Consider the following 6,516-nt stretch of genomic DNA (forward strand, 5'->3'; position numbering starts at 1 on the left):
GCAATTCGTGCTGCGGTTCCGTCTTTTAACTGGACAAAGGTAACTTTTCTTTGAGATAAGGCTCTCAAACTGACTGTGTTAACTAAAACAGCAATTGTCAGAAGGAAAACAAAGCTTGTTAGTAGAACAAAGCACAAGGCTAAGGTGTTTTTAGATTCAGGGAGTAAGGGTTGTGATTGTGGAAATTTCATATTATCGAAGGGGATGGGGAGATGGGGATAGAGAATAGGGAGATAGGGAGGGAATGGATTGGGAAACTGGGTTTGAGTAGTGAGTAACAACTCGGTTCGGTGAAGAAAAAGCTATCGGAATTTCCTTCCCCTAGATCAGTTTGCCAGCAATAACGCCGATCGCGTTACTGGCAATATCTGTAAGTTGTTTGGTGCTATTGGCGATCGCACTGTACAAAGCAGTTCCTCCACCCTTGGCTATTAACACGGCTAGAACGGGAGAAAAGACAGCTAAAAAGAATAAAAAGGCGATATCTGTAACTAACTCTGCATCGGATTTGACAATCACTACAGCGACTAATCCAACGACGATGTTGTAGCCTAATTGCACTCCAAATAACGACATAAATCCGATTAACCAAGCCCAGATGGGTTTTCCTTGCAGCGGCAATAGTGATAAACCCATTGCCATCGGTCCGAATAAAGCTGTTAGCAACAAGGCTGCTTCTAAAATATTGACAAAGGCCCACTGTACTGATCTAAGAATTAAGCGAATAATGGGCAAGACAGTAGACCTAAAAACTTGTCCTGCAAAATCGCCATTTCCTATATCCTGAAGATTGGCAACATTGCCTAAGTTTTCGACAAATCGCTGCAAGCTTTTGAGAGGCCCTCCATTTTGCTGTTCGGCTGCCTGGAGGATTTGTTGAGCTGGCTGTTTTTTGCTGTTCCAACATTCCACTAAAGCTGATCCAACTTTGCCCTGACATTCGCTATATAGTTTTTCGATTTCTTCTTTGCCAGCACTGGTGAGGTTAACGTCGCTCAGGGCAGTTCTGAAGGTCATTTCTCCGACTTGAATTTTCATAATTTCTTGAACTTGAGTGCTGCCTACAGCTTTGATGAATTTGACGCTTTCAGCTAAGACTTTACCGTTGTTGCTGAGAAATACTACAATTACGAGTGGCCAGATAAACATGGCTACTAGCTCTGACCAAGACTGTTTTTCGATGATTTCTTTGCCACTGGTGACAGCGAGGTAAGTAACAGATATTCCCGCCAGAATTAGTCCTAGTTTGACTAAGGCAATCCAGAGAGAGGATTCTTGAGTATTGAAGGTGTTAAACCAAACTAAATTCCAGGATTCGACGGTTTTTTGAGAGACTTCTATGGCGTCAGAGAGAGTGTCCAGGGCTTGTCCTGCTGTGCTAGTTTGGGCGATTAGTTGTGTCAGCATCGCGGTGTCTCCTTGTTGTGATTTCAGTCTTCGCTTGCCCCCAGGGTGATGCCTCCCGGCATTTGAAACAGTCCGGCTTGAGTAGAAGAAGCTGTAGCCGCCGCAGCATCTTGCCGTCTCTGGGCTGTGTTAATTTCGTTGAGTTCTTCAGCTTGTTGAGCGTTGAGAATGTTGGCAAAACTGCGATCGATTTGAGCTTGCTGGCCCTGCATGACTAAGGCACTTTGATTTTCTGCTGATAAGGCTGCTTGCTTAGCTGCGATCGCACTTTGTTGAGATATGTTTCTCATAATGTTCTGTGTGACATCTTGACCTTCTGAATCAGCACCCAATTCCATTGAATTTTGGCTCTCGCGATTAGTTTGCTCTACGTTTTGCTGGACAATTTCTTTCATCTGAGCTTGCTTTTGTTGAGCTTCTTTACTGAGAGTGGCTTTATTGGCTTCACTGACAGCACTTTCTCTTTCTGCGAGTTCTGCGGTATTCTCTTTGAGGCTGTAAGAATCTTGCGGTCTCTTCTCTAAAGCAGCGGATAGTTTTGTCCCTTCGCTTTCGGAGGTGTTGCCGTCCATTATGCTTTTAACTGCTTCTTTTAGGTCTGGAACTTTCAGTTCTCCCAGGAATGAAGAGAGGGTTGACTCTATTTCACTGCTAAAATTTTCGACTTTATTTAACAAATTGTCCCAGATGCCTGAGATGCTGTCGGAGATGGTGGAGATGGTATCTGAAATTTCGCCTGTTATGTCGCTAATTGTGTTTTCTATACCTCCTATTTCTTTCTGGTTGTTCAAGAAGTTATTAGCTGATTGTTGGATTTCGTTTTCTATTTGTTGATTGGGAACTGTGAAGCTGGAGCGGTTGAAAGTGCTGCTCGATGGATTGTTTGAGGTGGGAATCTGTGTTGCAGTCGGATTGCTGTCAGAGGTTTGAGCTTTTGCTTCAACAGAATTCAGTATTAAGCTCAGCCAAATTGCAGGAATGCCGAGGGCAAGTTTAACAAGAAATTTCGGTGATTTCATCGGTTTTTCTCCGTCTAGCTAGCAATAAGGTCTTGAGGGGATTTGTGTCCATTGATATCAGTGACTCCATTCTTGCCAAGATTAGCTAATGAACGCCCTTCTTTAACGGCTTGTACATATTCAGAGGCAAATTGTTTGAGTGCTAGCAGTTGCCCTTTTAACGTATTGGGATATTGAGCCATCACTCGGGCGCGAGCCATCAATTCAGCTTGATTGTTAGCCACACTGGCTAATATCATTTCGCCTGGATAGTATCGGCTTTGCCAGAAACGACCTCCTTTTTCAATTAGCCAATTGGAATAAAGGTCGGCAGCTCTGGGAAGGAAAGCTTCTGTGGCATTTTGGCTAATAATTTCAGCCGGATACCCCAAATTTTTGATCCAAGAAGTGGCTCCGTTTGATGTCAATCTTCCGGTAATTCGATACACCATGTTTTGCATAATCATAGTTCCCGCACTACAATCGCAAATACTGTCGATATCTTGGGCTAGCAAGAGCACTGAAATGCCATTCTTTCTACCTACTGCACAGAGTTCGCCTACTACTTCAGCAAATCCATCTTTCTTAAACAAAATCGAAAGTTCATCTCCGATAAATAGGCTTTTAGGGTGAGAAAGTGCGTTGCGGATGCAAGCAGCGTGGGCGTTAATGGCCATTAAATACTGGTCTTGTTCGTTGCCCAGACCGCTAAGGGCAAAAAACTTAACAGCGGGTTCGGGTGAAAATGTACTCGGTCTGCCAATTGCTTTCCCTAAAGGTGAGGCTAGTAATGCGTTGCATTGAGTGATAATTTGGTTGATGGCAATGCGGTCGAAGTCGGTAAAGTTTTGTAGGTTTAGTTGCTCTTTTGTGCAGAATTTCAGGAGGTTTGTGAGGGTTGGCATTTCTTGCCACGCGGTCGATTTCCAGCCTTTTTCAAATGCCGTATTGTAGCGCTCGATAATGTCTGGGTCTTCCAGAAATTTTTTCAGAGTTAGCAGCAAAATGGCATCGACTCGCTGCGCTAATTTTGGGTCGCGGACTTTGCCCATGCTGATAATAGTCAGCGCTTTTCTGATAAACTCTTTCCATTGGTCTAGTCGGCGCGATCGCTCTTCTCTGTCGAAACGCCTCAAATCGGGTATTTCGAGTAGATTCGAGCTGCCAGAAGTGATGTCGTAGTACGCACCATCGTCGCCTAACAGTTTCACTGCTGTCTCAAAGGTACTGCCGCTTCCTGCTGAGATGTCCATACCGACTACTGGGATATTAGCGGCTATTGCATCGGCTGCAAATCGCCATCCCAAAACACTTTTACCGGAACCAGACTCGCCTGTTATGACAGCGCGGCTAGTTTGGTTGTGCATGAGGTCAACGTAAACCGGTTTGCCGCCTTTGGTGATGAATTCAACTCCTTTTGAGTCGATGTCCCTTACAGCAGTTAAGGGCAAAATACCGGGGACAGTTTCGGTGTCTAAGGTGAGGCGGCGTTCGTTAATTAGCGAACTGCTGTGCAATAGCCAGCTTACAGTAATGGGCAAAGTTTCTAGCCACAGTTGCCAAGCAATATTGCGCTCTCTTAATACCTTGGCAGAGCCGAAGCTGTGGGAGAGCATTTGGCAAGCGTGTGTTAGTTGCTCCGGGGTTGGTCGGTAGACTAAGAAGGTGACAGCAGCGTGAATTGCTCTTGCACCTTTGTACATTTTTTTCTGGGCTTCAAAGGATTCTTCCTGTTTGACTTCTGCTCCTACATCGCGACCTTGACCTTTTTCTAAAGCGCGTTTTTTGGCAGTTTTAGATTGTTTAGCTTGCCTTGCTAAGTTGTCTTGAATAATAAAGTTGGGAGCGGCGCTAATTTCGACAACGGCTTCAGTATCGCGGACGTAGCTGTTGCTCATAATTTTCCAGAGCCATTGCAGTTGCTCTCTGGTATTGAGCCAGCCGCCGGGGCCCTCTTCCATTGTGAGCACGCCGCATTCTGCGTTTCTGCCGGGGAGCAAAATGCGTGAGCTAGCTTTTCTGTGTTCTGGGCAGCTCGAACGGCCGCTCATACCTTCAATTAAAATGGTGCAGGCGTGTTTGTGACTGTTGAGGGTTTCGGTTAGTTTGTAGTCCGACGCGGTTTCTTTTAAGGTGAGAAGTTGGGGAATAGGGGGTACGGGTGCGCTGTTGAATTTTTGCCACAGCCAGCCCCATAGTATTTGGGCATTCATGGGTTGAATTTCCAGTCCGATTTTGGTGTTTAGCAAGAGTTCCCACCGGATGTAGCCTTGCTCGAAAGCGTCGAGCAGCAGTTGTTTGTAAAAGCGTTCAGAGTAGATGCGCTGGTTGCCTGTAAATTGTGCAGCAATGCTGTTGGCTGTGTTGATAATTCCATTGATGAATTTACTCAGAGGGTCGTTGGACTTGGAGCCAGATTGAGCGTTGAATGTCCAAGTGCAGAAAATAGTTTGGTTCCACAGTTGTCTGGTGCCTGCTAAGTTGAGTTCTTGAATGCGTTTCTGTTCGTTACGAACGAGTACAGAAATGGGTTTGAGGTGACAGTTGTCAGCCAATTCAGTTAACTGTTGTTGGCGAACGCAATCGCTGCTGTAGCAGCCGGTGTGAAAGGTCATTTTTTCGCCTGGGGGAATATCTTTTAGCCCTTCTTCTAAGGCGGTGGCTGCATTGTTTACTTCATGGCGGTAGAGGATGTTGTGAAAGCCAGCCGTCTCGAATCCGAATACAATTTGGTATTGACTGCCTTCATTCAGTAAGTAACCAGAAACTTCTCGACCATCCTTTTTGATAGTGACTAAACACAGGAGGTTTTGGTAGTTTTGGAAGGGCATAAGTCGGCTGTTACCTCCTTGTTGATTGGGAGCAAGTTTGGGTTTAAGTTTGACTCGGACTTGTGAATCGCTGATTCGGTGGCGAATCGGGTTTGGTCGGTGTTGGGGAACGGGAGAAAGGTATAAAAGATTACCGTTGTACCACTCATTTCCCGGCGGAGGTCTAAACCTGTCTACAAAAAGGTGAGGTTTGTTACCTGTCAGGAGCCACCAGCTTACAATTAGCCAGAAAGTAGTGATGAAAAACCAAGGCATTCCTAAGCTGAATAGGCCGTTGGTGAGGATGTAGGAAATTACAGTGATTAGCATCCAGGGAATTAGCTGTTCCGCTGGAATGATGCCGATGCTGGCTTGTTTGCCGAGAATTTTATTGACGGAAATAAAGTCTTTATCTGGGTCTTTGATCATAATTTAAACGAGTTTAGATTTGAGGTTGAGGTATGGGGGAGAGGGGAAGAGGGAGAGAGGGGGGAGAGTGGGAGAGGGGGAGAAGTTTGAAAACTTGCATTGCAACAACCCGATAAAAACTAGAGGGCTTCAACATCTAACATATACTCACCCACTTGAAGAGAAATGAGGGATTGTGTAACTGCCATCTACCTGAAAATTTAAACAGCTTGCTGTTTACTGCACACCTCTAATCTCCCCCACTCCCCCACTCCCCCACTCTCCCATTCTTCCCTAAGCTCCTCCACCTCCGCCATTGCCAACGAACAGAAAAGTTATTACGTCAACGGCAATTACAATGGCAAAGGCTAAGGCAACTTGGGTAACAATTGGTCTCCAGTCATTACCTTGTTGTGCTTGGTTGTAGGCGAAAAGAGAAGCGGCTGCTACTAACAAAAGAAATGCTCCGCGAATTAAGTTGAAAATCAGTTCGATGACTTGGGCATCAATAGCTTCGCCTCCTGCTGAAGAGGCTCCTTCTGCGAGTTCTTGCATAAATTCTTCTAAGCCGGAGAGGAAGAGGGCGTTGGCTGGGGAATCGAGTACGGAGCAAAGCGCAGTAGAGGTGATAATGGCAGTGGCAATGTGCCAAAAGCGAATTTTGCAGCCAATGTATCGCTCTACAATGGGAATAGCTCTAGTGAGATGCCATAAACTCAAAAACACAATGCTGGAGCAGCCTAAAGTCGCAATTAAGAGCGGGTCGTGAATGCTGAAGTAGATGAGTGAGGTTAGGCAAATGCCGAGGAATGGAATGTCGCCCAGTTTGATTTTCTGTTGTTTTAACCAGCGTGATAATGAGTTGCGGTTTCGTTCATTTCTTGTTTGGTCTA

Annotated in this window: 4 protein-coding genes and 1 pseudogene; all 5 read right to left on the bottom strand. The window is 45.5% G+C overall.

The annotated features are described in order from the left end of the window. Positions 1 to 191: pseudogene (locus QUB35_RS38045) on the bottom strand (hypothetical protein); the annotation flags it as partial. A gap of 130 nt (positions 192 to 321) precedes the next feature. Continuing rightward, positions 322 to 1,407 (bottom strand): hypothetical protein, encoded by a 1,086-nt coding sequence (locus QUB35_RS38050; RefSeq protein WP_333148131.1) that lies wholly within the window; start codon positions 1,405 to 1,407, stop codon positions 322 to 324. A 23-nt stretch (positions 1,408 to 1,430) separates the two neighbouring features. After that, positions 1,431 to 2,426, bottom strand: coding sequence for a hypothetical protein (locus QUB35_RS38055; protein WP_333148133.1), 996 nt, complete (start codon positions 2,424 to 2,426; stop codon positions 1,431 to 1,433). Positions 2,427 to 2,440: 14 nt separating this feature from the next. Then, positions 2,441 to 5,644, bottom strand: coding sequence for a hypothetical protein (locus QUB35_RS38060; protein ID WP_333148135.1), 3,204 nt, complete (start codon positions 5,642 to 5,644; stop codon positions 2,441 to 2,443). Positions 5,645 to 5,917: 273 nt separating this feature from the next. Beyond that, positions 5,918 to 6,516, bottom strand: a 599-nt coding sequence (locus QUB35_RS38065; RefSeq protein ID WP_333148137.1) for a hypothetical protein, incomplete at its 5' end; no start/stop codon positions are given.

The organism is Microcoleus sp. B13-B6, assembly GCF_036705405.1.
In the GTDB taxonomy this organism is placed as follows: domain Bacteria; phylum Cyanobacteriota; class Cyanobacteriia; order Cyanobacteriales; family Microcoleaceae; genus Microcoleus.

Coding starts and splice junctions, on each gene's coding strand:
- QUB35_RS38060 (WP_333148135.1), bottom strand. CDS start 5,644: ATGATCAAAGACCCAGATAAAGACTTTATTTCCGTCAATAAAATTCTC.
- QUB35_RS38050 (WP_333148131.1), bottom strand. CDS start 1,407: ATGCTGACACAACTAATCGCCCAAACTAGCACAGCAGGACAAGCCCTG.
- QUB35_RS38055 (WP_333148133.1), bottom strand. CDS start 2,426: ATGAAATCACCGAAATTTCTTGTTAAACTTGCCCTCGGCATTCCTGCA.